Origin of the sequence: Candidatus Seongchinamella marina, assembly GCF_026262685.1 — a bacterium.
GTDB lineage: Bacteria > Pseudomonadota > Gammaproteobacteria > Pseudomonadales > Halieaceae > Halioglobus > Halioglobus marinus.
Genome location: NZ_SHNP01000001.1, coordinates 220,821 through 246,493, shown reverse-complemented (window position 1 = coordinate 246,493; position 25,673 = coordinate 220,821). Strand labels below are relative to the sequence as shown.

Genomic DNA, 25,673 nt, shown 5'->3' with positions numbered 1-25,673 from the left:
AATCAGGCGCAATTTCAGCCTACTTCCAGTTACCCACATCGGTGTCTTCCTTTTCACCACCGGGAGAGCCGTTAGCGCCATAGGTATAAATATCCACCTCAGCATTTTCGCCGGGATACTTGTAGTGGTATTCGCGATTCCAGGGGTCCAGGGGGACATCGGCCTTGAGATAAGGACCATTCCAGCCTGTCGCACTACCGGGTTTACGCGTTAAAGAGGACAAGCCTTCAGAGGTAGACGGGAAACGCCCTACGTCCAATTTATACATTTCCAGCGCTTGCTCCAGATCTTTAATCTGAATGCCTGCAGTTTTGGTCTTGGCACCTCCCAACTGGTTAAGGACCTGCGGACCGACAAGGCTCATCAGCAAGCCGAGAATAGCGAGCACTACCAGCAATTCCATCAGGGTGAAGCCGCTTTGCTTGCGGGATAGGCGGTACTGGTTGGTCACTTTTCTCATTCGTAGGTCCTCAATGGGGCAGCGTCTTTATGCCCATAAACTTTAATTTCTGTTCTTTGCTGGCTTCCGCTTGTGCAAAAACAAGCGCCGGCTTTTTGCCGTGCCTTATACCGCCAGATTATTGACTGACAAAATACCCATCAAAATCGCGATAATAATCACCGCAATAATAAACCCCATGGTGAGGATCAATATCGGTTCCAACAATGCCAGCCCACGCTTTACGCCGGACTGCACATGGTCATCGAACACTTTTGCCAGCTCCAGCAGCATCTTGTCCAAACTACCGGACTCTTCGCCGACCCTGATCATCTGAATAACCATGGGCGTAAACATTTTGCTTTCTTCCAAAGCGATGGACATCCGCTGACCACCCTTCACCGCAGGAGGCAATACTTGCAGCGCGTCGCGTATCACACGGTTGTCCACGGTATCGATAGCAATAGAAATGGCTTTTAACAGAGACACTCCATTACCCAATAGAGTTCCCGTCGTTCTGGCAAATTTTGATACTTCAAACTCAAACACAATACCGCCAGCCAGAGGCAACCCAAGCATACGGCTATCCAACGCGGCTCTTCCCTGGTCGGTTGACGACCAGTTACGAAAAACTATTCCGCCCCCAATAATCGCAATCAGTAACAGCCAGCCCCAGGACTTGATGAAATCAGCACCGCTCAAAACCATTTGGGTCAACAGCGGCAGGGCTTCACCCATATCTTCAAACAAACTCTCAAACTGAGGTACGACAAAGCCCAGCATCAACACGATCGACAAGACGGCCACCACCAGCAGGATCGCCGGATAAATCAACGCCGAGACCACACTATCCCGATTGGCTTTGGCATTTTCCAGATACTCAACGAGACGATCCAATACCTCGGACAGCAGACCGCTGGCCTCACCTGAGCGCACCATGCTGATATAAAACGAGCCGAAGATTTTTTCATGAGATTGCATTGCAATCGATAAGGCCTTGCCGCCCTTCACTGCCTTGAGGAGGTCATTGAGCAAAAACTGCATCTGCGGCTGCACAGCCATATCAATTAACACTTTCAGTGCGCGATCCAGTGGCAGCCCGGCTCGCAGCAGCACGGCCAACTCAGAAGTCATGGATAACACTTCCTGGCGGCTAGGCGGTTTCCCGAGAATCTTTTCAGGGTCATCAAGGCTATTGCCTGCTTCCAATTTCAGCAGCGTTAGACCCTGTGCGCGCAACTGGCGTGACGCCAACTCCTGGCCACTGGCCTCAACCACACCCTGCCGAGTTTTACCGTCCCGGCCCACTGCCTTGTAGGTAAAGGATGCCATGTCTTAGGCGGACACCTCTTCCAGGGAAATTTCAACAACAGGTGCATCAACCAGTGTCTCTGTTTCGCTCTGGTCCTGGGTCACACGCAACAGTTCTTCCATAGACGTGCGGCCCGCGGCCACTTTGCGCAGGCCATCTTCGTAGAGTGTTATCATGCCCTGTCTTCGCGCCGCCGCATGCAACACGGTAGCGTCAGCGCCGTTCATAATCACCCGGTGCATCTCATCGTCCAGCGGGAACAGCTCATGTATCGATGTACGACCGCTGTAGCCTGTTTCCATGCACTCGGAGCAACCTACGGCCTGATAGACCTCACGTTGGCCTGACGCCAGGAACGGTTCAATGCCCGACCGGGATATCGCTTCCGGCGACAGCTCAACCTTTTCTTTACAGTGCTTACACAAGGTTCGCACCAGTCGCTGGGCCAGCACCCCGTTTACCGAGGATGTAATCAAGTAGCGCTCTACACCCATATCTTCTAGCCGAGTAATAGCGCCCGCGGCAGTATTCGTGTGCAAAGTAGACAGCACGAGGTGACCTGTTAACGCTGACTGAACGCCGATCTGGGCTGTTTCGGTGTCACGCATCTCACCAATCATAATGATGTCGGGGTCCTGGCGAAGAATAGAGCGCAGAGATCGGGCGAAGGTCAGTTCAATCTGCGCCTGCACCTGAATTTGGTTGACGCCCTCCAGTTGGTATTCCACCGGATCTTCCACAGTAATGATTTTGAGAGATTCGGAATCCAGCGAGGCCAGTGAGGCATAAAGCGTAGTGGTCTTACCTGAACCAGTGGGGCCAGTCACCAGCAGCACGCCGTGGGGCTTGGCGAGTAGTTCCTGGTACCGCTCCAGGGTATCGGCGCTGAACCCCATATCAGGAAGGCTCAGCTGGATACTTTCCCGGTCCAGCACACGCATCACGATACTCTCGCCATGCACCGTGGGTATCGTCGAAACCCGCAGGTCCAGTTCATGCCCTTTGACACGGGTCATGATGCGACCATCCTGGGGCAGTCTTTGCTCGGCAATGTTCATGTGTGACAGCAGTTTAATACGAGACGCGATCGCAGCGGTGAGGTTGGCCGCAGGTGCATCAGCATGCTCTTGTAACACGCCATCGACGCGATAGCGCAACTGCAGGCCGTCCTCAAACGGCTCAATATGGATATCAGAGGCCTGCAAATCAACGGCGCGATGGATGATCTGGTTCACCAGGCGAATGACCGGTGCCTCGCTGGCCAGGTCTTTCAGGTGCTCAATAAACTCGTCGTCGCTCTGGCCGGCAAACTGGTCATTGATACCGTCCTCGTCGCCGTCTTCATCCACCTGCAAATAGAGCTGGAAAGCTCGATTGATATCGGTTTCCAGACCCAGCACGATGTCCACTGGTTTTTCCAGGGCCATGGTCAATGCTTTGCTGAGGAACGGGTCCTGCGGCGTGGCGGCGGCAAACTTCACCGTGCCCTCTGACTGACTTACGGGCACCACCGCATTAGAAAAAAGGAAGTCTTCAGCAACGCCATCCAGCTTGATTGCCTCTTCGGGATAGTCAGATGCCGCGTAAAGAGGAATGTCTAATTGCTGGCTCAACACCTGGGCGAAATCCAGTTCTGACACCAGACCTAGCTTGATCAGCACCTGACCGAACATCTCACCCATCTCACCCTGCGCCAACAAGGTGCGTTCAACGTCTCGCTCAGAAACCTTACCCTGTTCTACCAGCAGTTCGCCGATTTTTTTCATCGCCCACCCGAGCATTTACACAAAAATTCAACCGCGTTTCAATGACATACGCCGTAACGGCGCCATTGTAGCACAGGGTTCGACAGAAAAAGGGGGGGAAAGTTGCGGAGCCTGAGTGACTCCGCAGAAAAAAATCAGGCGACCTCAAAAAGCCCCGCTGCGCCCATACCGCCACCTATGCACATGGTAACAACCACCCGCTTGGCACCCCGGCGCTTGCCCTCCAGCAATGCATGGCCAACCATGCGAGCCCCGCTCATACCAAAGGGGTGGCCGATAGAAATAGAACCGCCGTTAACATTGAGCTTGTCGTTATCGATACCCAATTCGCCACGACAATGGATCACCTGACAGGCAAAGGCTTCGTTCAGTTCCCAAAGATCAATATCACCTATCGCCAACCCATGGCGCTTGAGCAATTGGGGCACCGCGAACACCGGACCAATACCCATCTCATCTGAATGACAGCCAGCAACGGCCAAACCACGATAAATGCCTATGGGTGAAAGCCCTTGCTGCTCGGCCATCTTAGAGTCCATCACCACGCAAGCCGAAGCACCATCTGATAATTGTGATGAATTGCCTGCGGTGATGAAGCGCCCTTCCTTAACCCACTGACCGTCCTTGAACACCGGGTCCAGGCCTGCCAGGCTCTCGATGGTGGTCGAGGGGCGATTGCAATCGTCCCTGTCGACAACAACATCTTCATAGCTTGTTTCCTTGGTCTCACGGTTAAAAACGGCCTTGGTCGCGTTCATTGGCACGATTTCATCATCAAACAAACCCGCCTCTTGGGCCGCAGCGGTGCGCTGCTGGCTTTGGAGAGAATAGCTATCTTGCGCTTCACGGCTGATGCCATAGCGGTCAGACACCACCTCGGCCGTTTCCAGCATGGGCATATAAGCCGTGGGGTCGATAGCAGTGACAGTTTCGGAGACGCTGCGATAAGCGTTTTTGTGTTTGGTCTGCACCAGCGAAATAGACTCCACCCCGCCCGCTACAGCAATGTCGTATTCGTTGCAGATAATGCTTTTGGCAGCAGTCGCGATTGACATCAGTCCCGATGAGCACTGGCGCTCAATGGCCATCCCGGCAACCGAATCCGGCAGTCCGCCTGCAATCCCACTAAGGCGCCCAATATTATAACCCTGGGTGCCCTGCTGGGCCGCTGCACCAAAAATACAGTCGTTCACTTGTGCAGGGTCTATTCCTGCGCGCTCGACGGCCGCGCGGACCACGTGGCCACCCATAGCCGGCGCCTCAGTGTTATTGAAACCACCGCGAAATGATTTGGCAAGACCGGTTCTGGCGGTGGATACGATGACAGCTTCTCTCATGGTTTATCTCCGATAACTTGTGTCTTTTTTCAGGAACGTTGACTGGAACAGGAGACAATTTCTCCGGTCATGTAGCTTGAGTAGTCCGAAGCGAGGAACATCATTACGTTAGCAACTTCCCAGGCTTCAGCGGCACGACCATAGGCCTCCTTCGACTCCAGTTCAGCCAGCAATTCTTCTGACGCAGATTTGCGCAACATGGGGTGCAGCACGATAGATGGCGACACTGCATTAATACGCACGTTAAACTCTGCCGCTTCCAGCGCAGCGCAGCGCGTCAGCGCCATCACGCCGGCCTTTGCCGCTGCATAATGCGCCTGCTCTTGTTGTGCCCGCCAGCCAAGCACCGAAGCGTTATTAACAATAACGCCGCCCTGCCCTCTAGCCTTCATAATCTTCATCATGTATCGGGTCATGCGCATCGTGCCATTGAGGGTGACATCTATAACCCGATTCCATTCGTCATCTTCCATTTCAATCAGCAGTTTGGACGTTCCAAGACCCGCATTATTGATCAGGATATCTACCCCATCTGTTTCCGTCTCAGCGAAATCCACCAGGGCTTGCACGTCCTCTTCAACAGCAACGTTACCCACCTTTGCGTAGACTTGCTGCAGCCCGGTCTCCTCTCGCAGCTTTGCAACCGCTGCTTCCAGGCGACCCACATGGATGTCACTCAGTACAATTGCCCTGGCGCCTTCTTCCGCCGCCCTTGTCGCTGCCGAGAAACCGATCCCCGCGCCAGCGGCCGCAGTAATCAATACGGATTTACCCTTGATCAGACCGTGACCTTGCACATATTCAGGTGCTTTTAAATTCATGGATAACCTCTATTTCGCCGTCACTCGTGGTTCCTTAGGCATTCCCAGGCCACGCTCGGCGATAATGTTGCGTTGGATTTGATTAGTACCGCCGTAAATAGTGTCCGAGCGCACAAACAGATACATGGACTGCAAGCGATTAAGTTCGTAGGGGCCGTCGTCGAGTATTTCACACTCTGGGCCCATCACATCCATCGCCAGCTCGCCCAGCCCGCGATGCCAGGTTGCCCAAAACAATTTGTAGATCAGCGCTTCCTTTTGCAATGAACCATCGCTACCACTCTGGCCCGATAGCATGCGCATAGAGTTGTACCGCATAATTTTGAGCTCCGCATGCGCTCTTGCGATGCGCTGGCGAATGATGGGGTCGCGCGCAGCCCCGTTTGTTTTTGCCAGCGCGACGACTTCATCTAATTCATTCTGAAATTGCATTTGCTGACCTAGAGTGGATACGCCACGCTCAAAACCCAACAACCCCATCGCAACCTTCCAACCATCACCGGGGGCGCCAACAATGTCCTGCGCATCACACTCGGCCTCGTCGAAGAAAACTTCATTAAATTCAGACGTGCCGGTGATTTGCTCGATAGGCCGAATTTCAACACCGGGCTGATCCATTTTGATCAAGAAAAAACCCAGGCCTTTGTGCGCCACAGAGTCGGGGTCGGTGCGGGCAATCACAAAACAGTAGTCTGCCTCATGCGCCAGGGACGTCCATACTTTTTGGCCATTAAGAATCCACTGCCCGCGATCTTCATCGAAACGCGCCTTCGTTTTCACATTCGCCAAATCTGATCCCGCTCCAGGTTCAGAATACCCCTGGCACCAGAGCTCCTCGCCCGACACAATGCCCGGAAGATACTTCTCTTTTTGCGCCTCTGATCCAAATGCGATAAGTGTCGGACCAGTGAGGCCCTCACCAATATGCCCCACGCGTCCGGGCGCACCGGCCCTGGCATATTCTTCGAAGAAGATAACCTGTTGCTCAATCGAACAAGCCCTGCCACCGTGCTCCGCGGGCCAACCAACGCAAGTCCAGCCTCCCTCAGCCAGCTTTTTTTCCCAGGCTTTTCGCTCTTCGGGGTACATATGCTCATCGCCGGGACCGCCGCGAAACTTGAGCTTTTCAAATTCACCCGTGAGGTTGGCATTTAGCCAGCCAGCTACTTCGGTGCGAAACTGCTCGTCTTGTGCACTGAAACTCAACTTCATGAAACGACTCCCTCATCCAACAAGGCCACGGCAATGCGCTCGCGATGCACCGAGCCGCCGCCCAGCATCTGCTCAGACGATTTCGCTCTTTTAAAGTAGAGGTGCACATCGTATTCCCAGGTAAAACCCACGCCGCCAAACAGCTGCATGCTGTCGCCGGCAATCGCGAAGTAAGCGTCGGAACAATACGATTTTGCAATACTCGCTGCTTCCGGCAGCTCGACGGCCAACTCGCCCCCGAAGAGCGCTTCCTGCGCTACACAGGCGGCATAGTAAATGCCCGAGCGGGCGACCTCTGTTTGCAACATCATGTCAGCCGCCTTGTGTTTAACCGCCTGGAAGCTGGCGATGGTGCGATTAAACTGCACCCGCTCCGAGGTATATTCAACAGTCATATCCAGCAACTGCTGACAGCCACCCACTTGCTCTGCAGCAAGTGCAATCGCAGCCAGATCCAATACTTTCGCCAGTTGACTCCAACCCCGACCGGCCTCGCCCATGAGTGCTTCAGCGCCGACAGTGACAGAGCTCAAATCGACACTGGCCTGCTTGCGGGCCTGATCCATCGTGGGCAGCCACTCGCTGGTCACTCCCGCCGTTGCAGCGGGCAAAAGAAACAAGCTAATGCCATCCTCAGCAGTGCTGCCTTGCTCACGGGCAGCAACGATCAATAGCTCAGAGGTATGCCCATCAACCACGTAACGGTAGTTACCATTGAGCACAAAATCATCACCGCTTCTTTTCCAGGTTGCGGTAATAGCGTCAGCGTTCCAACTACTGCTGCCGCCATTAAAAGCAACAGTTGCCGTCAATGCGCTCTCACAAAGCTTGCCCAGCCACAGTGACTTCTGCTCCTCAGTACCCGCCACAAGCAGCGCGTTACTGGCCAGGCAGACCGTTGAAAAAAAAGGTGAACACAGCAAATGTTTTCCCATTTGCTCCATCATGGCCACTACTTCCACGTAGCCAAGACCCATACCGCCATAGGCTTCAGGGATATGAATCGCCTGCCAGTACATTTCCCCGCAAATACGCTGCCACAGCGCCGGGTCATAGCCCTGTTGTGTGGCCATCACTTGACGTATCGCTTCGCTGTCTGAGACTTCCGCTAAAAATGCCGCCGCCGTGTCGCGGATCATTTCCTGCTCTTCTGTAAACGCAAATTCCATAGTGACCTCTTGAGCTCAGCTACCCCAGACTTTCTGCGCGGGTACCTCTTGTTCCAGCAATTCTTTCATCGCTGTGCCAATTTCAGCGGGCGCCCACTGTGCACCGCGATCAACACCTTCGGTAGTACGCCAGCCATCACAAAGGCAAATACGCCCACCTTCTGCTTCAAATACCCGACCGCTGACGTCAGCCGCTTCGGCACTGCCTAGCCAGGCCAGCAGATTCGATACGTTCTCTGGAGCAAAATGGTCGAAGCTGCCGTCTTCAGGCTTTTTCATGCGTTCTGCCATCTCCGGTACGGCGCTGGTCATGCCCGTTCTTGCGGAGGGAGCAACGGCGTTAGCGGTAATACCATAACGACCTAGCTCAGCGGCCTGATTCAACGTCAGTGCCGCAATGCCGGCCTTGGCAGCAGCATAGTTGGACTGGCCGATAGACCCCTGCAAGCCTGCGCCTGAAGTCGTATTAATAATACGTCCGTCAACGGGCTTGCCTTCTTTGGACTGACCGCGCCAGTAATGCACCGCATGAGAGCTGATACAAAAGTGACCTTTCAGGTGCACTGACATGATGGTGTCCCACTCGGCTTCCGTCATGGAAGCAAACATGCGATCGCGGTTAACACCGGCATTGTTGAGCACAATATGCAGATCACCAAAGCTGGCAATGGCCTGCTTTACAGCATTGAGGCTATCGTCGTAGTGGGTGATGTCGGAGCTGTTGACTTCTGCTTTTCCGCCGGCTGCGGTGATTTCGTCAACCACAGCCTGTGCGGCATCGGTGTTGATATCATTAACAATGACGGCACAGCCCTCAGCGGCAAACACTCGCGCGTGAGCTGCTCCCAGGCCGCCACCGGCGCCGGTGACAATCGCTACCCTTCCTTCAAGAATTCCTGCCATTTTCTAAGTCCTATCTGTGTTCTTGTTTGCTCGCCTGCGGAAGGCAGGAAGTGATTACCGGACACGCCGTAAACACTTCCCTGTAGGCTCGGCTGCAGCATTCATGCTGCAGACGGTCCGCCCATCACCTCCTACCTACCACCAGCTGTATCGTCTATCCAACTGATTTACAGCCGTTCGATAATGGTTACGTTGGCCTGACCGCCGCCTTCGCACATCGTCTGCAGACCGTACCTGCCGCCACTGCGCTCCAACTCATGCAGCAGGGTGGTCATTAATTTGGTGCCGGTGGCACCCAGTGGGTGACCCAGGGAAATTGCACCGCCATTAACGTTGGTCTTGGCGTGGTCGTAGCCGGTTTCCTTCAGCCACGCCATGGGCACGGAGGCAAAGGCTTCATTTATTTCGACCAGGTCGATATCTGCCAGGCTCATACCGGACTTCTTTAATGCATATTCGGTAGCGGGAATTGGCGCGGTCAACATCCAGATAGGGTCGGCAGCTCGCACGCTCATGTGGGCAATACGGGCGCGCGGTGTCAAGTTATAGCGCTTAAGCGCATCCTCGGACACAATCAGCATGGCGGAGGAACCGTCACAGGTTTGGCTGGATACGCCGGCGGTAACTTTGTCGCAGCCGAACAGAAAATCCAGTTCTGCCATTTTTTCCAGCGTTGAATGGCGCGGAGTCTCGTCCATCTCTACGCCTTCGAGCGGGACGATTTCTCGGTCTAAGCGCCCCTCTTCAATCGCCTTAAGAGCGCGTGCATGAGACTCGAGAGAGTAAACCTCAAGTTCTTCGCGACTGAAGTTCCATTTGTCGGCGATCATCTGCGCTGAACGAAATTGTGTTGGCGGAGTATCGCCGTAACGTGCGACCCAACCAGGTGATCCACTGAAGGGGTCACTAAAACCCATGGGCTGGGCGGCGGTCATGGCGGAAGAGATCGGAATCTGGGTCATGGTTTGCACCCCACCCGCAATGACTACGTCGTTAACGCCAGCCATGACTGCCTGTGCTGCAAAATGCACCGCCTGCTGGGACGAGCCACATTGCCGATCAATAGTAACCCCAGGCACTTCATCCGATAGTCCCGCCGCCAACCAACAGGTTCTTGCTATGTCACCAGCCAGGGGACCAATAGCGTCCAGGCAGCCAAACATAACATCCTCATAGTCATTCTCGGGAATGCCATTACGATCAACCAAGGCTCTCAACACATGAGCGCCCAGGTCGGCGCCGTGCATGTGGGCCAAGCCGCCTTTACGACGACCAGTGGGGGAGCGTACTGCATCTACTATATAGGCATCTGCCATTGTTCTATTCCTCTCTTCAGGCAAAGGTAGCGCCGGCACCTAGTGCCGCGCCGTCAGTAAAAATGTGGTTTGCCACACGTGTCTTGTGGAAACCGGCGTCGCCCCAGCTATTGGCCATGGCCCAGGCTTTCTTCATGTATATATGCAAATCGACTTCCCAGGTGTATCCCATGGCGCCGTGCACCTGAATGCAGTTTTTCGCTGCCAGGTTAGCTGCCTCACAGGCATTGAGTTTTGCCTGTGACACCGCATGGGAGGCGACAGATTCTTTGCAAGCGATTGAATAAGCGGCGCGGTGGACAGGCGCTTTTGCATACTCCAGACACACGGCCACATTAGCCATGTGATGCTTAACCGCCTGAAAAGCACCGATCGCCTGGCCAAACTGTTTACGATCGCTGGTGTACTGCACAGAGAGATCGATCATGCGTTGGGCCAGCCCTAGCGCTTGTGCCGCCGCGCCAAGTGCGCCTCTGTCCAATGAACTTTGAATCAGGGACTGTGCCTGGTCGCCATTGGCAACAACAGCCGCTCCTCCAGCAACCGAAACTGCAAACAGCTTGCGCGAAGGATCTACAGATTCGTTATGAATCAAGCTGACCGCGTCAGCGGTTGCCGCCACCAGCGAGTCACCCTGTTGCAGGAGCAACAGGTCAGCGACATGTGCGTCTTCAACCAGCAAATTCTGCTCCAGTCCAACCACCACTTTGGCTTCGCCCGTGGCGACTTTCGGCAACCATTGATCCGCCAACTCACCGCCTATATCAACCAACAAAGGCACAGCAACCAGAGCGCTGTTTACCAAAGGCTCCGGCAGGGCCACATAGCCACACTCCTGAGCCAGCAATACAAAATCCAACGCGCTCATGCCCAGGCCGCCGTAGGCTTCTGGCACAGTCATACCAGTTAGCCCAAGCTCAGCCAATTGAGACCAAAGTGCAGAATCGCGTCCGCTTTCGGATTCCCAACTGGCCCTGATACGCTCAGGGGTAATCTCATTTACCAGGAAATCGCGCACCGAATCCTGAAATAACAACTGATCTTCAGTAAAGGTAAAGTCCATGATTTATTTCCTCGGCATGCCCAGCATTCTTTCAGCGATAATATTGCGCTGGACCTCGTTGGTCCCTGCATAGATGGGTCCGGACTGGGAGAACAACCAGCCGTCCAGCCAATTACCTACCCCTTTCGCGTTTGGTGCATGCGGTAGCAGTTCAGCGCGCGCACCGAGAATACTCATGGCAGTCGCGTGCATATTCTGGTCTAGTTCAGACCAAAAAATTTTGTTGGTGGAGGATTCAGCGCCAATTTTCCCGCCTTTATTGAGGCGACACGCCGTTTGATAGGTGGTGAGACAATAACTCTCAGCATCCATATAAGCGCGCATCACCGCCTCTTTTACCGCGGGATCTGTTTCTGCTGATTCTCGATTTTCCTTATAAAGTTCTACCAACCGTCGCGCGGTTTCCTGGAACCGGGCTGGAGAACGCAGCATTAGCCCGCGCTCAAAGCCTGCGGTCGCCATGGCTACGCTCCAGCCTGCGCCTTCATCACCCAAGCGGTTGTCGACAGACACTTCTACGTTATCGAAAAAGATTTCTGCAAACCCGGGCAACCCGTCCAACTGTGGTATCGGCCGCACGGTAATACCCGGCGAGTCCAGGGGCACGAGAATGAAGGTTAAGCCACGGTGTCGTTCTGAATCCGGGTCGGTACGAAACATGCCGAAACACCAGTCAGCCCATACGGCCCGGGTAGACCAGGTCTTTTGGCCGTTAATAATGTACTTGTCGCCCTCAAGCTTTGCCGTGGAGCGGATTGCAGCCATGTCGGAGCCCGCGTTGGGTTCAGACCAACCCTGTGCCCAGACCTCTTCGCCATTCGCCATTTTTGGCAGAATGCGCGCTTTCTGTTCCTCGGTGCCATACTCCATCAACGTGGGCCCGAGCAGGAAAATGCCGTTCTGATTAACTCGTAGCGGCGCACCTGCTTTGTAGTACTCTTCTTCAAAAATCAGCCATTCGATAAGGTCACAGCCTCGTCCACCCAATGCCTCTGGCCAGGTCACCATGCCCCAACGACCTTTGTTCAAGGTTGCTTCCCATTCCCGGTGTTGCTCAAAGCCCAACTCGGTATCGAAGGACTGCAGCGCCTGGGCAGGGGCGTTAGCCTCTAGCCAGCTGCGTACTTCCTCGCGAAACGCTTGTTGTTCGTCTGTATAACTTAAATCCATAGCCGTACTTTCTCTTAAACCTTAAAACTCTGCGTCGCGCTTTTGCACGAACGCATCTCGCGATTCCTGAGAGTCACCCATTGTGTAAGCCTCCAGGGTAAAACCCTGCTCCCAGCGATACTTGTCTTCGAGGTTGCCGTCTTCAATGCCAGTGAGTGCTTCCTTGGCAAGCTTGACCATCGCCGGCGATTTTTCAGCAATTTTCCCGGCAATCTCGCGGGCCGTTGGCAACAATTGTTCGAGTGGGACAACGCGCTCTACCGCCCCAAGGCGATAAGCCTCCTGGGCGTCAATGAATTCACCGGTGAAGTACATGTATCGCACTTTCTGCACCGGGAACATTCGCTGCAGGTGAGCACCGCCACCCATCGCTCCACGATCAATTTCCGGCACACCAAAACGCGCACAATCCGAGCAAAGAATAATATCTGCCGCTCCCGCCATGCCAATACCACCGCCGAGCACAAAGCTATGCAGGGCAACGATCACCGGTTTAGGATTGCGATGGATTGCCCGAAATGTCTCATAATTACCCTTGTTTACGTCGACGATTTTGCTGCTGTCGGCGGCAAGTTCCTTGATATCAACACCGGCACAAAAACCCTTGCCTGCAGCCGCAATGACTATCACCCTGACATCGTCATTAACGCCAAGCGCATCAATCTCGTCGGCAATGGCAAACCAGCCAGCACTGTCAAAAGCGTTTACCGGCGGATGATCGAGAATCATTTCTGCAATGCCGTCGCTAATGTTAGTCGTAAAGGGAGTAGACATTTTTCAGCTCCTGTTAAAAATTCAGATGGCGCGCTGCGCCAGTCGGGAGAGACTTTGTTCCGCCTCTGCCACAATCGATGTAATTAGCGCTTCACAGGTCATCAGTTCGTCGATAACACCTGCTACCTGTCCTGAGGGAAGCACACCCTGGGATGGCTGCCCATCTACCATCGCTTTTTGAATAATCATCGGGGCGTTGGCTGACATAATGGCCTGCGCGGCAGTCATATCGTCGTCCTTGCCCATGGCAATGGCCGACTTCAATAAAGAGAAAAACGTCGCGCCGGTGTGTTGGCGAAACGCAAGCCCATTACGCATGGCTATGATCAGTTTGCGCAGGGTGCTGGCTTTCTCCAGCTCAGTCAGCAACTCGTTCATGATCATCCGCTGGGGCAGCCCGTCCATGGCCTTGGACACGATAATCGTTCCGGGATTTTTACAGTCGATATAGCGTTGTAGAGTCTCTCTTGGGACCGGGCTCTCCTCTGTCATCAAAAAGCGAGTCCCCATGGCGATACCATCTGCACCCCAGGCCAGCGCAGCCGTCAGACCACGGCCATCTTTAAAGCCTCCGGCAGCCACCACGGGCACTTGCTGACCCACAGCATCAATCACCTGCGGAATAAGCAACGTTGTGGGTACTGAGCCGGTGTGTCCACCGCCTTCTCCGCCTTGCACAGTGACTGCATCCGCGCCCAACTCAACGGCTTTGATCGCGTGCTTGGGAAGACCCACGGTAGGCATACAGATGACGCCCGCATCCTTCAACTTTTTAATGAACTCAGGGCCAGGTGAGCGGGAGTAACTGACGGCTCTAACGCCATGACGAATGACCATGTCCACGATGTCGGCCGCATTGGGCTGGTACATGTGAAAGTTCACGCCAAAGGGTTTGTCTGTCAGCTCTTTCACTCGCAGAATATCGCGCTCCATTTCCTCGGGAGGAATCGTTGCGCCAGCGAGAAAGCCAAAGCCTCCCGCATTGCAGCTACCGGCCACTAACCGGGGTTCTGCAACCCATCCCATTGCAGTTTGCACAATGGGGTACTTGCATCCCAATAGTTCTGTCAGACGTGTTTCAAGCATGGTTCAAACCTCGACTCAGGACCTGTCCCCGGGGGGATTGTCTTTGATCTGATAGGCCCGCTGGTTGTGCGGGTCCATCGCAGCAATAATATCCAACTGCTCCTGGGTAGGTGCAGCGGTAACCGCAACCTCCTCAGGTATTACAACCGGGTAACCGGTGTTGTCCTGCACTTGCTCTGCAGTCACTCCGGGGTGCAGGGACACCAGGCGAACCTGGTGATCCGGGCCACCAAAATCCATAACGCAAAGGTCGGTCACCACCAAACGGATATCAATATCATCCAGGCTATGACCCTTGGGTAAACGCGCCGGGTTGTAGCCGACCGAGGAAACAAAGTCGCACTCCCCGTCCATGAATACCCGCGTATTGTGACTGGGCACAAAAAAGCTGTTGGGGTGAGAGATCGAGTTACCCGGAAAACCTCGCGCGCCCAACATCATTACCTTAGGCGCATCATAAGTACCGCCCAGCGCTGAGGTATTGGTCTGCCCGAATTTGTCGATCTGGGTGGGACCCAACATCGCGTGTCGGCGACCGCTCCAAACGTTATCGAAGATGCGCGAAAAACCCATCCAGGTTTCTGCCGCGGGAACAAAATCATCTGCACGCTTGCCCAGCGGATTAGGCTCACTTAACAACCATGCTTCCGAGTCGGTCATCATCAAATCGGGATTGGTTGTTTTCATGGTCAGACTTGCCGCCAGACGGGGAATCACCCCAATACCCGTGGCCAGTACTTCGCCATCAGACTCAAATGCCTTGCTCGCTGCCACGATGCAAAGTTCGGCGAGGGTATAATCAGTTGCTGCTGTCATTGTTTCTCTCCTGCGCCAGTTAGTAGGTGGGTAACTCAATTGCACGGATGGCATCGAGGCCGCCCACGCTCTGCTGGTATTCCTCTTCGCTCGCTCCCAGGTGCTTATCCAGGTATCCCTTAAAACCTGCTTCATCTTTGGCTGAAGCGGTGTAAGCCTTGAAGTGGGGCACATCGAAGCCGTACATCGGTGAGCAAGATGTGGGATGAGCACCGCCGGCAACAGGAACAACGCCTGTGGTCTGGGAACGCTCCCAGTGCACCATGCGGGCTTGCACCGGATCATGGAAAAATGCTGTGTCCACCAGCTCATCGCACGACACATAAGTTTTGTCTGCCGCTCGGGCGAACCAGTCGTCCATGTAGTGGTCGGGACCCGCGATCTGGCAAACGCCGCGAGTGTCTGCCCGGTCGGCGTGGATCAAAGAGGCATCCAGTTTAAGCGCGGGCATAGCCACCCACTCTTTTTCGTCGTAAGGACTGTCGATGACCTTAATGCCCGGATTTTTGCTCACGATATCAGTGCCCAGTCCCACTTCAGTTGGCATAAAGGGCAGGCCCCATGCCGCGGCACGTAAGCCCAACAGCATCATGCCCTCATCGATTTCCATCACCTCAATAGCACCTGACTGACGGGCCTGGCGGAAGTATGGTTCAAGAGGAATAAAGTCCAGGGACACAAAAGCGAAAACAACCTTCTTCACTTTTCCTGCTGCGCACAGCATGCCAACATCGGCACCACCGTAAGAGACGACGGTGAGATTCTTGAGGTCTGAACGCAATATCTCCCGGATCAACGCCATAGGCTTGCGCCGGGGTCCCCAGCCTCCAATACCAATGGTCATGCCATCGGATAGCTCGGCAACCATTTCCTGGGCCGTCATTTGCTTATTCATCTGTCTTCCCTTTTTCAACAAACTTATTCAACCGACTATCCGCGCCATGCGGTAGTCGTGCTTTAAAAAATTTACACCCAGGCTACTCTCGGTACGTCGCACGCCCGGGATGGTGCTGATATTGCTGTGGACAAAACGCGCGAGGTGCTCAGTGTTTTTCACCATAGTAATCGCGAGGATGTCTGACCTGCCCAGCATGACGCCGACAAAGCCCAACTCGGGAACTTCCGCCAGAGCCTCTGCGATTGCCCTGGTCTGGTCACTGCGCTCTACTTCAACCCAGATGTACGCCAACGCGGCGTCCCGAAAGCGATCGATATTGGTGACCGCGGTGATCCGTATCTGCTTTTGCTCTTCCATGCGCTTGACGCGGGCCCGAACGGTACCTTCAGTCACACCTAGCTCGTCGGCTATTTGCCGATTACTGACGCGGGCATCGGGAGAGAGTTTCTCCACGATCTCGCGGTCCAGCTTATCCAGCTCACGCCCCATGGAAAGGCACCCAATCGGGTTGATTTTTCAGCACATCCACAGCCAATGCTGGCGTCAATCGTCGAACGCCGGGCACCCTACCCAGGGTCTCACTTAACAAGTCGTTGAGACCCGCTGAATCGGGGGCCACGACTAAAATCTCTATGTCGTGAGTACCGACCACCACATTGACAGAAAAAACTTCAGCAATAGCGGCCAGGTCTCTGGCTACTGCCTCGGGGTCACGGTTTTCGACCTGCACACCTATGGCTAGCAACATGCCAAAGCCCGCTGCTTCTATATCGGTGACAGCCACAACGCGCATGGTGTCAGAATCTTCAAGACGCCTTACCCTCGCACGCACAGTGGCTTCGGTGATTCCCAGCTCACGCGCAATTGCCCGATAAGCCATGCGTCCATCGTCACGCAATAGATCGATAATTCCCTGGTCTGTTTCGTCCAGTTCAATCTGGCCCGGACCTTCTGTTGCCGCGATGTTATTCAAGCTTCCTGCACCTTCGCGGCCAGCTCGCGCAATTCATTTTTCAACACTTTACCGCCAGCATTCATCGGCAGCTCTGCTATAAAACTGACCGTGCGTGGCACTTTATAGTTGGCCATATTGTCTTTAGCCCAGGCAATAACCGCAGCCTCGTCGATAGCTTCGTCTGCTGCGGGAACAATATAGGCGTGCGCCACTTCACCCATGCGCGCATCGGGCACGCCAATAACGGCAGCTCGCGCGATTCCTGGCATGCTACACAAAATATTCTCGATTTCTGCCGGATAGGTGTTGAAGCCACCCACAATAAACATATCCTTGATGCGATCAGTGATCCGCACGTAGCCGTCGGCGTCCATCACCCCCACATCGCCCGTTTTCAGCCACCCGTCCGGAGTAATGGCGAGCGCTGTCTGTTCCGGATCATCCAGGTAACCCTGCATCACATTAAAGCCCCGGAACCAGATCTCACCCTCATTACCCTCGGGGACTTCCTGACCTTGGTTATCAACCAACTTCATTTCCACCCCTTCCATTGCGCGGCCGGAGGTATGAGAAATTCGTTGTGCACTATCGTCCGCGCGGCAAATCGACACCACACCGCAGGACTCGGTAAGGCCATAGGCTGTAACCACTACTTCAAAGCCCAGTTCTTTTCTCATCTGTTCAACCAGAGCCACTGGCACGGGTGCCGCACCCGTCACCGCCAGGCGCAAACTGGACAGGTCGTAATCACTGCGGTTGGGGTGAGCCAACAACGACTGATAAATGGTTGGCGGGCCGGGAATCATAGACACCCGGTCGCTCTGGATTTGACTCATTACCGCATCAAGATCGAAGCTTTTCACTGGCAAAATATGAGCGCCGCGGATAATACAGGCCAGCCAACCGGCCTTGTAGCCGAACGAGTGAAAGAAAGGGTTAATGACCAGATAATTGTCGTCCTTGCACAGACCGACAGTCGCACTCCAGTTCTCGAAGGTGCGGATATTTTGACCATGACAAGTCACTACACCCTTGGGGTTTCCGGTGGTACCGGATGTAAACAGAATATCGAGCGTATCGTCCGGCGTCAGCGCATCGGAGCGCTCTGTAACCTCGGCGTCTGCAACCACCTCGCCCGCAGTGATAAAGTCAGCCCAGGATTGCATTCCATCGGCCTGGCCCTCCAAAAGGATCGTATTACGCAGTTCGGGAAGCTCCTCTGACGCGAGTAGCGCCGGGTAGTTCACCCCGAGGAAATCTGCCACGGTAAATAGCAGCCGCGACTGACTCGCGCGCAAAATGTAGCCTGCCTCTGCTCCCTTCATCCGGGTGTTAAGCGGCACCAGTACAACACCCACACTCTGCGCGCCTATAGCCGCGATAATCCACTGGTAGATATTGGGCGCCCAAATAGCAATGCGTTCGCCCTGCGCAAGACCAGCCGCCATAAAAGCACGGGCAGCCTGGCGCCGGGCTGCATCTAGTTGCTGATAGGTGAGCTGAACATCGCCATCGGTAATCGCCACTCGGTCACCATAGGCCTGCGCCGACTGGGCGACCAGCTGGGGGAGAGTTCGTGCCTGGTAGGTAGCTGCTGCCATTAATAGGTTGAGCCAGAGAGTCAGGGGCACCTATACTAGGGAGTCTCTGGTCGGCAAACAAGCGATATTCGTAATTATTGGTTTAATATTTTACGAATAGTGTAATTTAATCTAAGAAAGAGGATGCTTATACGCAACAGGAATGGCTAAATTTCAATCAGCTCCCAGGTTGCATCCTCCTCATGCTGCAACGCACGATTTTCCCGGTGGAGCTTGATCAAATGGGCGCTCATGGAGAGCTTGGCCATTGTATGCAAGTCTTCGGATACATCGTCGTAAACCACTTTTACCAAATGATCGAGATCAGTTCTCCCCGTCTGTTGTAGCCCTTTAATCACCTTGGCCTCGCGCTTGAGCCGATGATTCACCAGCCATTCAACAATCGCCTTTGAGTCTTCCATGACCTCGCCATGCCCGGGAGCGATCAGGTGCAGGTCATAGCGCAACAGCAGTTGCAGGGATTCGATATACGCTTTCATATCGCCACTGGGGGGAACAATCACCACCGTGGAACCGTTCATAATATGATCGCCGGCGAAAAGCATGTGCTCTTCCTCCAGCAAGAAGCAAAAATGATTACTCACATGCCCCGGGGTATGCACCGCCCTCAAAGTGAATTCGTCTGTGCATAGCGCCTCATCATGAACCAATTCATGGGTTGGTTTGAAGGTATCGTCCTGGAACATATCATCCGCGGGCAAGGCTCCCAGAACCTCAGCGCCGGTGGCCTCGTGAATCGCTTTCCAGGCGGGCGAATGATCCGGATGTGTGTGAGTACATACTATCCATTTAATCCGACCGTCGCCGGCTTCGAGAATCGCTTCGATATGTTCTGGAATGGCAGGACCCGGGTCCAACACCGCCACTTGCTCATCGCCCAGCAAATAAGTATTGGTGCCAGCGCCCGTCATCACCCCCGGATTGGGCGCAACAATTCTTCGGACTCGGGAATTGAGACGAAAGGCGATTCCGTGATCTAACACTTGTTAGACCATGTTCTCAATGGGCGCGACGGTATCCACATCGGCCCCATAATCGACGCCCTCAATCTCAAAGCCGAACAGCTGCAGGAACTCCTGCTTGTAGCCTGCAAAATCGGAGAGCTCGCGCAGCGTGTCAGTATTAATGTCCTGCCACAGAGCGGCCACAGCAGCCTGTATTTCGGGATCAAGTTCTTTCCCATCAGCCCTTAGTCGGCCATCTTCATCGAGGTATGGCTGATCACTGAATAGAGAATCGCGAAACAAACCGTCAACCTGCTCAATACAACCCTCGTGAATACCCCGCGCCTTCATCACCTTAAATAACAGTGCCAGATAAATAGGCATCGCCGGTATGGCTGCGCTAGCCTGAGTGACTACTGCCTTGAGCACCGAAACCCGGGCATCGCCGCCTTTGCTTGCCAAGCGCTCACGAAGATCAATAACTCGCTTGTCGAGGTCTTGCTTGGCCGCGCCAATAGTGCCGTGCCAGTAAATATCCCAGGTCAGTTTCTCGCCAATATAGGTATAGGCTGTGGTCCTGGCGCCATCGGCAAGTACACCTGCGTCATCAAGAGCTTCTATCCACATTTGCCAGTCTTCGCCGCCCATGACTGCCACGGTATTGTCGATTTCTTCCTGCGTAGCCTGCTCCAGATGAAAATCCTGTACCTCTTCTTTATCGGTATTGACGCCCTTTTGCACGGTGTCACCGCCAATGGGCTTGAGTGTCGAATTGAACACCTCGCCCGTCTGGGGGTGCTGCCTGCGCGGCGATGCAAGGCTGTAGACGACAAGATCCACCTGACCCAGGTCAGCTTTGATGGTGTCGATGGTTTTTTGTTTGATCTCGTTGGAGAACGCATCACCGTTAATGCTCTTGGCGTAGATCCCATCGGCGTCTGCAAACTTATGAAAGGCAGCGGAGTTGTACCAACCGGCTGTGCCGGGTTTTTTCTCAGTACCTTCCTTCTCAAAAAATATCCCCAGGGTAGAGGCGCCGGCACCAAAAGCCGAAGTAATCCGTGATGCCAGGCCGTAGCCAGTGGATGAACCAATCACCAGCACCCGCTTCGGGCCGTTCTCAATGGCACCGTTGGATTTCACATAATCGATCTGTCTTTTAACATTGGCTTCACAACCCACAGGATGAGTAGTGACACAAAGAAAACCGCGTACGCGAGGCTTGATAATCATGGACCGACAATTCCTGGCTTCATCAATAAACGCGTTCACCGACGTAAACGCGGGAGCAGTCTAGCACAGACCGGCAGCAGAGGAGATGCCTCAAACCCCCTCGTTGCCTGCTGCGTTGGTAATCCAAAGCGTCTGGTAGGGCTGAATATCGATCACCTGTTCACGACTGTGAAACTGCGTACCACTGATGAGGTCGGCCCAGTCGTCAGTACCAATGAGATTGATATCCGACAACATCAGCGGCAGGACCCGGTCACTGACGTTGCTGATCACGAACACGCTCTGCCGGCGGTCAAAACTCTGGCGCCAAAACCCGAAAATGGCGTCGCCCAGGTGCAGGGTAAATTGAGTCGCATTAGGGTGAAATGCCGCCTGTCGCTGGCGAATTTGCAGCAAATCCTTGATTCGAGTAAACACTTTGCCATGCGCAGAACCCTGACTATCCAGCTCAGCAACCAATTGATCATAGTCCCATTGATGACGATTAATAGCTCGATAATGACCACTGTTCTCAACTCGGTCGTAGTCATTACGGGTACCCAACAGGCTGTGAATGTAAATTCCCGGTATACCCTCCAGGCCCAGCATAATGGCATGAGCACAGACGAAGCGCTCCTGCCCCCAGCCATCAGCCCCTGAAGTCGTTCCCTGCAGTGCATCAAACAAAGAAATATTAATCTCGTAGGGCTTATTTTGGCCATCTTCCAGAGCCCGATAGGAAACGTGGCCACCGAAGTTCCGCATAGTTTCCACTAGGGCCTCCAATTCGCCATCGGAGAGCAAACCCTCTGCCGGCCGCAGACCGATACCGTCATGAGACGCGATAAAATTGAAATAGGCCGTGCCATTCTGGGCAGGCGGCATACTCATCATCCACATTTTTAGATGACTGCAATCGCCGGTGACCAGCGCGTTGACCAACAGCGGAGGCAGGGAAAAGTTATAAACGCAGTGCGCCTCATTGGCGTTGCCAAAGTAAGACAGGTTTTGTCGATTGGGAATATTCGTCTCTGTAATCAACAGTGCATCTGGGACTGCATATTCAATCAAGGTACGCAGCAACCGCACCAACTCGTGAGTTTCCTCCAGATTGAGACTGCTGGTGCCGGGCACTTTCCATAGAAAAGCCACCGCGTCGAGGCGAAAGATACGAACACCGTTATCCAGGTAATGACGAATGATAGAAACGAACTGCTTCAATACCTCCGGATTGCGAAAGTCCAGGTCAACCTGATCGTGACTGAATGTACACCAAACGTATTTTGCTCCCTCGAAAGTTTCTACTTTTCGCAACAGATCAGATGTCCGCGGCCTTACCACTGCACTCAAATCGTCGTCTGGCGACGCCGTGAAAAAATAGTCTTTGCCGGGCGACCGGCCACGCAAGAAATTCTCGAACCATAAGCTGCGCCCGGAACAATGGTTGATCACCAGATCCGCCATTAATCGATAGTCTTCCGCGATGGCCGCTATATTCTCCCAATCGCCCAGAGATTCGTTAACACTGGAGTAATCGAGAACTGAAAAGCCGTCGTCCGAGCTCCATGGGTAGAAAGGCAAAATATGAACGCCGGTGACTACCTCGTCGGCGTAGTCGTCGAAGAATTTTTTAAGCGTCACTAGCGGTGCTTCACCCTCACGCAGCAGGGTGTCGCCATAGGTCATGACAATGGCGTCTCGCTGACTCCAGTGATTCACATGCTGCTGAGGTTCAGCCGCAGTGTTTTCCAACCGCATCAGCCGCTGCAACTGCACTGCCAGTTCACAGGTTTCAAGCTCTATCGCCGTATCATGATAAATAGCTTCCACATGATGTCGAAGCTTATCCAGCAGCTGTCTGTCAGCGCTAGTGGGGGCCTGCATGATTCCTATCCTGCCGTGCCGAATTCTTCGTGATCAGCTTCCACTGCATCGCGCAATTGATCAAGGACATCAGGCATGGCGCTGATTACCCTACTCCAGCTGGGAATAAACGGCCGCTCCATTGGCCGGTCAAGAAAAGCCTCGCCCGCCTTCATGATATTTTCGGCAAAAAGCTCAACTGCTTTTTCTTCGTTGTGTATGTCCAATGAAAGCCCGTTCATCACCGCATCGTTGTGATAGGTCTCAACAAAGTCCAGCGCAATTCGGTAGTAGGTGGCTTTCAGGGAACGGAAGCTCTCGGTGTTGAAAGTTACACCGCGAGTTGCCAGCTTACGAAATAGCGCCTTGGAGATATCAATGGACATTTTTGATAAGCCGCCCGCGTCATTTTCAGCAGACAGATCCTGGTGTTTGTGATCGTAAACATCAGCGATATCCGCCTGACAAAGCCTGTTGTTGGCGTAGTTGCGGTACATCTCTGACAGTACGCCTATTTCCAGGCCCCAGTCACTGGGTATGCGAATATCATTGAGCACATCGCGCCTAAAAGAAAACTCGCCAGCCAACGGATACCGAAAACTGTCCATGTACTCAAGGTACTCCATTTCACCAAGATTCTTCTTCAGGGCTCGCAGCAGGGGCGTAACGAGCAGGCGGCTTACCCTGCCGTTGATTTTTCCATCCGCCACTCGCGCGTAATAACCTTTGCAAAATTCGTAGTTGAACCGCGGGTGCGCCACCGGGTAAATGAGACGCGCCAACAGGGATCTTTCGTAAGTAACAATGTCGCAATCGTGAAGCGCTACCGATTCAGTGTGGTTAGAGGCCAGAGTGTAGCCCATGCAGTACCAGACATTCCGCCCTTTACCGAGCTCTTTGGGTGCCAGGTCCATGTCCTGCAGCTTCTTGTCTAGGGCCTGCAAGCGCGGTCCCTCGTTCCAGAGTACGCGATGACGCTGGGGTAAACGGCCAAAAAACCTGAGCGCCTTCCTATACTGCGGCTCATCTGCCCTGTCCAATCCAATCACAATTTCAGAGAGGTAACCGGCGTGCCTTAATTCCTCAAGGATCGCAGGCAGTGCATCGCCCTCCAGCTCGGAATACAGTGAAGGCAGAATCAATCCCATGGGTCGCTCCCGAGAGAACTGCTCAAGCTCAGCTTCCATTTCCGCCAGGGGTCTGTTGGAAAGATTGTGCAAGGTGGTAATTATTCCATTCTGATAAAAATCGCCCATCTCAGGATTCCTTCAATTCAATGGTTTGGCGGCGCTAGTGGACTCTAGCCACTGCTGCACACCCTCTGCCCAGCCCGCTGGGCCAAACCCGGTGCTGTAACTAACATTCGCTTGTCGTTCCAGCCGGGGAAAATCATGAACTGGCGACTTGATGACCAGGGCGCAACGGGATGTTTCCAACATCGCAACATCGTTACCACTGTCACCGATAGCAATGTCCTGCACTGTACCCAGTGCCTGTTCATAGACCGTGCGCAACCAGATCAGCGCTCGCGCTTTGTCGCAATCACCTGCCACGGTAAGAAAGCGCCCCCCTTGCAGAGGGTTTGCGCCTTGTGCGCGCAGGGCCGAAATAAACTCTGCTTTGCGAGGGTCTGAACCCAGCCATTGCACAGGCTCACTGTAGTCGCGTTCATTGGCACGCTTGGCCGCAGTAAGAGACAACCCCGTCATGCTTGCTATTACTTCTGGCCCCAGACGATAGAAAGAATCGAACTCTCCCCCAAAGCGGCTCTCCAACGCGGCCAACAGAGTCAACCAGTGCCCGCGAAGACTGGAGAACTCCTTGATCCAATAGCCCTCGCGGCACACCGTACCGACCGGCGCAGATGCAAAGTAATTTTCAGGAATAAAAACCGCAGCGCCATTTTCTACAATGAAGGGATCCTGACTCTCCAGCTGTTGCCGCAGAGCTTCAATTTCAGAGCGGGTCTTACTGCTGGTCGGTATCACGGGTATATCTTGTTGACAGAGATCGTCCAGCACCGGCTTCGCCTCGTTGAAACTGTAATCGTGATGGTCGAGCAGACTGCCATCGAGATCAGTAAAAACGATCCTCGGCTTATTGTGACTCATACATTTGCTTCAGCCGCAGAGGTGTAACTTTGGATGCGACGCTGCTTGTCCAGTCGATAAAGATGATCGACCCGGGCAGGCAAACGGGCCAGACAATGCTCGGTCAGGCGCTGGTAGAACTGGATAAAATGAGCAATTTCAGCGGCACTCATGATCGCATTACCAGAGCGAGTCAGGGCAAGCTTTTGCTCCTGTTCCAGACGCCATTGATAAACGCATTCAAATGAAGGTGCCTGCAACATGACCCAGCGATCAACTCGTCGATAAAGCTGGGAAAAATGCTCGGCCAGCGAATTATTGACATAATTACGCCAACGCCCATCGCTGTCTTCGCGGACCTCCAGAGCGTTGACTGGCTCAGCCAGTTCATCGACGGGCTGCGCCATTGCGCCCATACACCAGCCCTCAAGAAAAACGACCTGAACAGGCGAGGTGACCTGTTCCCACTTTGAGCCCGGCACTCTGTCATCAATAGATTTATCAAAACGGGGAATCGACGCTGGCTTGCCACCAAGCAGGGCATCCAGAGTTGCAGATAACAGGCCCATATCGTGAGTACCCGGCGCTCCCCGGGTTGCAAGCAGAGGATGAATATCCAGCGCAATCTGCCGACGCTCCCGCGCAGTCAGATAGAAGTCGTCAAGGGAAAGGGAAGCAGAGGCAAGCCCATAATCTGCCTGCAACAGCGAGCAGAGATAATCACACAAAGTGGACTTTCCCGACCCCTGGCTGCCGTTCATCGCTACCAGCAAAGTCCGCGCCGCACTATTTTGGTGCTCAACAAGCGCCGTGGCCAGAGGACCGAACCACTTCAGTGCATGACTCAGGTAGTCGTCGGGTAGTCGGTTGCGCGCAAGAAAGGATTTTTGCCAGTCAGGCAAGGGCTCCGCCATTGATCATCCAAT

24 protein-coding genes are annotated in these 25,673 nt (G+C 54.0%); all 24 read right to left on the bottom strand.

The window, feature by feature from the left end; all coding sequences use genetic code 11:
• Positions 1 to 19 precede the first annotated feature (19 nt).
• The 24 genes from gspG to EYC87_RS00835 all read right to left on the bottom strand — a co-directional run bounded on the left by gspG (position 20) and on the right by EYC87_RS00835 (position 25,661).
• Complete coding sequence (gspG, locus tag EYC87_RS00950; RefSeq protein ID WP_007230369.1) at positions 20 to 460, bottom strand: type II secretion system major pseudopilin GspG; 441 nt, start codon at positions 458 to 460, stop codon at positions 20 to 22.
• A gap of 105 nt (positions 461 to 565) precedes the next feature.
• Entirely contained in the window at positions 566 to 1,771 is a 1,206-nt protein-coding gene (locus tag EYC87_RS00945; RefSeq protein WP_279251209.1) for a type II secretion system F family protein, read from the bottom strand.
• Positions 1,772 to 1,774: 3 nt separating this feature from the next.
• Positions 1,775 to 3,517, bottom strand: coding sequence for a GspE/PulE family protein (locus EYC87_RS00940; RefSeq protein ID WP_279251208.1), 1,743 nt, complete (start codon positions 3,515 to 3,517; stop codon positions 1,775 to 1,777).
• A gap of 134 nt (positions 3,518 to 3,651) precedes the next feature.
• The gene (locus tag EYC87_RS00935) at positions 3,652 to 4,854 is read right to left on the bottom strand and encodes an acetyl-CoA C-acyltransferase (RefSeq protein ID WP_279251207.1); all 1,203 of its coding nucleotides are present in this window, start codon (positions 4,852 to 4,854) and stop codon (positions 3,652 to 3,654) included.
• Positions 4,855 to 4,883: 29 nt separating this feature from the next.
• Entirely contained in the window at positions 4,884 to 5,675 is a 792-nt protein-coding gene (locus tag EYC87_RS00930; protein WP_279251206.1) for an SDR family oxidoreductase, read from the bottom strand.
• Positions 5,676 to 5,684: 9 nt separating this feature from the next.
• Complete coding sequence (locus EYC87_RS00925) at positions 5,685 to 6,887, bottom strand: acyl-CoA dehydrogenase family protein (RefSeq protein WP_279251205.1); 1,203 nt, start codon at positions 6,885 to 6,887, stop codon at positions 5,685 to 5,687.
• Positions 6,884 to 8,056 (bottom strand): acyl-CoA dehydrogenase family protein, encoded by a 1,173-nt coding sequence (locus EYC87_RS00920; protein ID WP_279251204.1) that lies wholly within the window; start codon positions 8,054 to 8,056, stop codon positions 6,884 to 6,886. The genes EYC87_RS00925 and EYC87_RS00920 overlap by 4 nt, the downstream gene beginning before the upstream one ends.
• Before the next feature lie 15 nt (positions 8,057 to 8,071).
• Entirely contained in the window at positions 8,072 to 8,959 is an 888-nt protein-coding gene (locus tag EYC87_RS00915; RefSeq protein WP_279251203.1) for an SDR family oxidoreductase, read from the bottom strand.
• A 167-nt stretch (positions 8,960 to 9,126) separates the two neighbouring features.
• The gene (locus EYC87_RS00910; protein WP_279251202.1) at positions 9,127 to 10,275 is read right to left on the bottom strand and encodes an acetyl-CoA C-acetyltransferase; all 1,149 of its coding nucleotides are present in this window, start codon (positions 10,273 to 10,275) and stop codon (positions 9,127 to 9,129) included.
• Between the two features lie 16 nt (positions 10,276 to 10,291).
• Positions 10,292 to 11,338, bottom strand: coding sequence for an acyl-CoA dehydrogenase family protein (locus tag EYC87_RS00905; protein WP_279251201.1), 1,047 nt, complete (start codon positions 11,336 to 11,338; stop codon positions 10,292 to 10,294).
• 3 nt (positions 11,339 to 11,341) lie between these two features.
• A complete protein-coding gene (locus EYC87_RS00900) occupies positions 11,342 to 12,508 on the bottom strand; it encodes an acyl-CoA dehydrogenase family protein (protein ID WP_279251200.1) in 1,167 nt (388 codons plus the stop codon).
• A gap of 21 nt (positions 12,509 to 12,529) precedes the next feature.
• Positions 12,530 to 13,282: an enoyl-CoA hydratase family protein gene (locus tag EYC87_RS00895; protein ID WP_279251199.1), complete on the bottom strand. Its 753-nt coding sequence runs from the start codon at positions 13,280 to 13,282 to the stop codon at positions 12,530 to 12,532.
• A 21-nt stretch (positions 13,283 to 13,303) separates the two neighbouring features.
• Positions 13,304 to 14,368 (bottom strand): NAD(P)H-dependent flavin oxidoreductase, encoded by a 1,065-nt coding sequence (locus tag EYC87_RS00890; RefSeq protein ID WP_279251198.1) that lies wholly within the window; start codon positions 14,366 to 14,368, stop codon positions 13,304 to 13,306.
• Between the two features lie 15 nt (positions 14,369 to 14,383).
• Positions 14,384 to 15,184, bottom strand: a complete 801-nt coding sequence (locus EYC87_RS00885) for a CoA-transferase subunit beta (RefSeq protein ID WP_279251197.1) — start codon at positions 15,182 to 15,184, stop codon at positions 14,384 to 14,386.
• 19 nt (positions 15,185 to 15,203) lie between these two features.
• Positions 15,204 to 16,079 (bottom strand): CoA transferase subunit A, encoded by an 876-nt coding sequence (locus EYC87_RS00880; RefSeq protein WP_279251196.1) that lies wholly within the window; start codon positions 16,077 to 16,079, stop codon positions 15,204 to 15,206.
• Positions 16,080 to 16,106: 27 nt separating this feature from the next.
• Complete coding sequence (locus EYC87_RS00875; RefSeq protein WP_279251195.1) at positions 16,107 to 16,571, bottom strand: Lrp/AsnC family transcriptional regulator; 465 nt, start codon at positions 16,569 to 16,571, stop codon at positions 16,107 to 16,109.
• Complete coding sequence (locus EYC87_RS00870; protein ID WP_279251194.1) at positions 16,561 to 17,055, bottom strand: Lrp/AsnC family transcriptional regulator; 495 nt, start codon at positions 17,053 to 17,055, stop codon at positions 16,561 to 16,563. Before EYC87_RS00870 ends, EYC87_RS00875 begins: the two co-directional genes overlap by 11 nt.
• Positions 17,052 to 18,638, bottom strand: coding sequence for a FadD3 family acyl-CoA ligase (locus tag EYC87_RS00865; RefSeq protein WP_279251193.1), 1,587 nt, complete (start codon positions 18,636 to 18,638; stop codon positions 17,052 to 17,054). The genes EYC87_RS00870 and EYC87_RS00865 overlap by 4 nt, the downstream gene beginning before the upstream one ends.
• A 146-nt stretch (positions 18,639 to 18,784) precedes the next feature.
• The gene (locus EYC87_RS00860; RefSeq protein ID WP_341474963.1) at positions 18,785 to 19,621 is read right to left on the bottom strand and encodes an MBL fold metallo-hydrolase; all 837 of its coding nucleotides are present in this window, start codon (positions 19,619 to 19,621) and stop codon (positions 18,785 to 18,787) included.
• A 3-nt stretch (positions 19,622 to 19,624) separates the two neighbouring features.
• Positions 19,625 to 20,815, bottom strand: a complete 1,191-nt coding sequence (fabV, locus tag EYC87_RS00855) for an enoyl-ACP reductase FabV (RefSeq protein ID WP_279251192.1) — start codon at positions 20,813 to 20,815, stop codon at positions 19,625 to 19,627.
• A 90-nt stretch (positions 20,816 to 20,905) separates the two neighbouring features.
• Positions 20,906 to 22,678 (bottom strand): sugar phosphorylase, encoded by a 1,773-nt coding sequence (locus EYC87_RS00850; RefSeq protein ID WP_279251191.1) that lies wholly within the window; start codon positions 22,676 to 22,678, stop codon positions 20,906 to 20,908.
• Between the two features lie 5 nt (positions 22,679 to 22,683).
• The gene (locus tag EYC87_RS00845) at positions 22,684 to 23,913 is read right to left on the bottom strand and encodes a glycosyltransferase family protein (protein WP_279251190.1); all 1,230 of its coding nucleotides are present in this window, start codon (positions 23,911 to 23,913) and stop codon (positions 22,684 to 22,686) included.
• A 12-nt stretch (positions 23,914 to 23,925) separates the two neighbouring features.
• Positions 23,926 to 24,768 carry an HAD-IIB family hydrolase gene (locus EYC87_RS00840; RefSeq protein ID WP_279251189.1) on the bottom strand — a complete coding sequence of 281 codons (843 nt, stop codon included), beginning with the start codon at positions 24,766 to 24,768 and terminating at the stop codon, positions 23,926 to 23,928.
• Positions 24,765 to 25,661, bottom strand: coding sequence for a hypothetical protein (locus EYC87_RS00835; RefSeq protein ID WP_279251188.1), 897 nt, complete (start codon positions 25,659 to 25,661; stop codon positions 24,765 to 24,767). The genes EYC87_RS00840 and EYC87_RS00835 overlap by 4 nt, the downstream gene beginning before the upstream one ends.
• Positions 25,662 to 25,673: the final 12 nt, after the last annotated feature.

Excerpts from the sequence above, each read along its gene's own strand:
- EYC87_RS00895 (WP_279251199.1), bottom strand. The coding sequence starts at position 13,282 with ATGTCTACTCCCTTTACGACTAACATTAGCGACGGCATTGCAGAAATG.
- EYC87_RS00905 (WP_279251201.1), bottom strand. The coding sequence starts at position 11,338 with ATGGACTTTACCTTTACTGAAGATCAGTTGTTATTTCAGGATTCGGTG.
- EYC87_RS00835 (WP_279251188.1), bottom strand. The coding sequence starts at position 25,661 with ATGGCGGAGCCCTTGCCTGACTGGCAAAAATCCTTTCTTGCGCGCAAC.
- EYC87_RS00890 (WP_279251198.1), bottom strand. The coding sequence starts at position 14,368 with ATGCTTGAAACACGTCTGACAGAACTATTGGGATGCAAGTACCCCATT.
- EYC87_RS00920 (WP_279251204.1), bottom strand. The coding sequence starts at position 8,056 with ATGGAATTTGCGTTTACAGAAGAGCAGGAAATGATCCGCGACACGGCG.
- EYC87_RS00925 (WP_279251205.1), bottom strand. The coding sequence starts at position 6,887 with ATGAAGTTGAGTTTCAGTGCACAAGACGAGCAGTTTCGCACCGAAGTA.
- EYC87_RS00875 (WP_279251195.1), bottom strand. The coding sequence starts at position 16,571 with ATGGGGCGTGAGCTGGATAAGCTGGACCGCGAGATCGTGGAGAAACTC.
- EYC87_RS00945 (WP_279251209.1), bottom strand. The coding sequence starts at position 1,771 with ATGGCATCCTTTACCTACAAGGCAGTGGGCCGGGACGGTAAAACTCGG.
- EYC87_RS00880 (WP_279251196.1), bottom strand. The coding sequence starts at position 16,079 with ATGAATAAGCAAATGACGGCCCAGGAAATGGTTGCCGAGCTATCCGAT.
- EYC87_RS00865 (WP_279251193.1), bottom strand. The coding sequence starts at position 18,638 with ATGGCAGCAGCTACCTACCAGGCACGAACTCTCCCCCAGCTGGTCGCC.
- EYC87_RS00885 (WP_279251197.1), bottom strand. The coding sequence starts at position 15,184 with ATGACAGCAGCAACTGATTATACCCTCGCCGAACTTTGCATCGTGGCA.
- fabV (WP_279251192.1), bottom strand. The coding sequence starts at position 20,815 with ATGATTATCAAGCCTCGCGTACGCGGTTTTCTTTGTGTCACTACTCAT.
- EYC87_RS00930 (WP_279251206.1), bottom strand. The coding sequence starts at position 5,675 with ATGAATTTAAAAGCACCTGAATATGTGCAAGGTCACGGTCTGATCAAG.
- EYC87_RS00915 (WP_279251203.1), bottom strand. The coding sequence starts at position 8,959 with ATGGCAGGAATTCTTGAAGGAAGGGTAGCGATTGTCACCGGCGCCGGT.
- EYC87_RS00840 (WP_279251189.1), bottom strand. The coding sequence starts at position 24,768 with ATGAGTCACAATAAGCCGAGGATCGTTTTTACTGATCTCGATGGCAGT.
- EYC87_RS00845 (WP_279251190.1), bottom strand. The coding sequence starts at position 23,913 with ATGGGCGATTTTTATCAGAATGGAATAATTACCACCTTGCACAATCTT.
- EYC87_RS00850 (WP_279251191.1), bottom strand. The coding sequence starts at position 22,678 with ATGCAGGCCCCCACTAGCGCTGACAGACAGCTGCTGGATAAGCTTCGA.
- gspG (WP_007230369.1), bottom strand. The coding sequence starts at position 460 with ATGAGAAAAGTGACCAACCAGTACCGCCTATCCCGCAAGCAAAGCGGC.
- EYC87_RS00910 (WP_279251202.1), bottom strand. The coding sequence starts at position 10,275 with ATGGCAGATGCCTATATAGTAGATGCAGTACGCTCCCCCACTGGTCGT.
- EYC87_RS00935 (WP_279251207.1), bottom strand. The coding sequence starts at position 4,854 with ATGAGAGAAGCTGTCATCGTATCCACCGCCAGAACCGGTCTTGCCAAA.
- EYC87_RS00900 (WP_279251200.1), bottom strand. The coding sequence starts at position 12,508 with ATGGATTTAAGTTATACAGACGAACAACAAGCGTTTCGCGAGGAAGTA.
- EYC87_RS00940 (WP_279251208.1), bottom strand. The coding sequence starts at position 3,517 with ATGAAAAAAATCGGCGAACTGCTGGTAGAACAGGGTAAGGTTTCTGAG.